Annotated in this window: 2 protein-coding genes; one reads left to right on the forward strand and one right to left on the reverse strand. The window is 73.7% G+C overall.

Annotated features, from left to right (window positions below; translation table 11 throughout):
* Positions 1-123: 123 nt before the first annotated feature.
* A complete protein-coding gene (locus DQW85_RS23365) occupies positions 124-1,425 on the forward strand; it encodes an adenosylmethionine--8-amino-7-oxononanoate transaminase (RefSeq protein WP_113702236.1) in 1,302 nt (433 codons plus the stop codon).
* On the opposite strand, the gene DQW85_RS23370 is transcribed toward DQW85_RS23365, so the two are convergent.
* On the reverse strand, positions 1,385-1,655 hold a 271-nt coding region (locus DQW85_RS23370; RefSeq protein WP_162795283.1), incomplete at its 5' end, for a CbtA family protein. The two genes, DQW85_RS23365 and DQW85_RS23370, sit on opposite strands and share 41 nt — an antisense overlap.

Below are 1,655 nucleotides of genomic sequence, written 5' to 3' on the forward strand. Positions count from 1 at the left end.
GGCCTCCTGCGCCTGCGCGCCGCCTACACCGGCCCGCCCCCGGGCGCCGGCGGGTGAGGTGCGCCGCCGGGCCGGCACCCCGAGGATGCGCGAGGCCGGGGTCCCGCGCTACTCTCGGTCACCATGCCGACCACGCGTGAACTGCTGGAACTCGACCGCCGGCACGTCTGGCACCCCTACGCCCCGATGCCCGGCACCACCGCGCCCCTCCTGGTCGAGTCCGCGTCCGGTGTCCGGCTGCGGCTCGCCTCCCCGGTCGAGGGGGCGCGCGAGCTGGTCGACGGGATGTCGTCGTGGTGGACGGCCATCCACGGGTACGCCCACCCGGTGATCGACGAGGCGCTGCGGGAGCAGCTCGGCCGGATGGGCCACGTCATGTTCGGCGGGTTGACCCACGAACCGGCCATCCGGCTCGCCACCACGCTCGTCGAGATCACGCCCGAGCCGTTGCGGCACGTGTTCCTGTCGGACTCGGGGTCGGTGTCCGTGGAAGTGGCGATCAAGATGTGCCTGCAGTACTGGCGCTCGCTGGGCAGGCCCGGCAAGCGGCGGCTGCTGACCTGGCGCGGCGGCTACCACGGCGACACCTGGCACCCGATGTCGGTGTGCGACCCCGACGGCGGGATGCACGACCTGTGGGGCGGCGTCCTGCCCCCGCAGGTGTTCGCCGACGCGCCGCCCGCCGCGTTCGACCCCGCCTACGCCGAGCACCTGTCGGACGTGCTCTCTCGGCACGCGGACGAGGTGGCCGCGGTGATCGTCGAGCCGGTCGTGCAGAACGCGGGCGGGATGCGGTTCCACTCACCCGAGTACCTGCGGGTGCTGCGGGAGCTGACGCGGGAACACGACGTCCTCCTCGTGTTCGACGAGATCGCGACCGGGTTCGGGCGGACAGGTGAGCTGTTCGCGGCCGAGCACGCCGGGGTGTCACCGGACGTCATGTGCCTGGGCAAGGCGCTGACCGGCGGCTACCTGAGCATGGCCGCCACGCTCTGCACCGAACGGGTCGCCGCCGGGATCTCGGAGGGTGAGGTCCCGCTGCTGGCCCACGGCCCCACCTTCATGGGCAACCCGTTGGCCGCCGCCGCGGCCAACGCCTCCTTGTCACTGCTGCTCGGCGACCAGTGGCCGGAGGGCGACTGGAAGAAGGGGGTCGAACGGGTCGAGCGCGCGCTCCGCGAGGGCCTGGCCCCGGCCATGGACATTCCGGGCGTTCGGGACGTCCGTGTGCTGGGCGCCATCGGCGTCGTCCAGATGGACCAGCCGGTGGACCTGCCGGCCGCCACGCGCGAGGCCGTCCGGCACGGGGTGTGGCTGCGGCCGTTCCGCGACCTGATCTACACGATGCCGCCATATGTGACCTCGGACGAGGATCTCGCCCGGATCACCGCGGCGGCCCTGGCAGCTGCCCGCGTGGCGTGCTGACCCAGCCGACGAGCAGGCCGAATGCGGTCCAGAACACCGCCTGCGTCCCCAGCGACGCCAGCCTGAACCTCCACAACAGCGTGGCGGGAAAGTCCCCGGGCGCCTCGCCGGCCGGTGGCAGCAACAGCCACGCGGCGATCACCGGGACGAGGAACGCCGCCACGGCCGCGGCCCACCGCGCCCATGGCCCGCCCGGGACGCGGCGAGCGGTCGCGGTCGCCGTCACCGCC

Origin of the sequence: Nonomuraea lactucae, assembly GCF_003313395.1 — a bacterium.
In the GTDB taxonomy this organism is placed as follows: Bacteria; Actinomycetota; Actinomycetes; order Streptosporangiales; family Streptosporangiaceae; genus Nonomuraea; species Nonomuraea lactucae.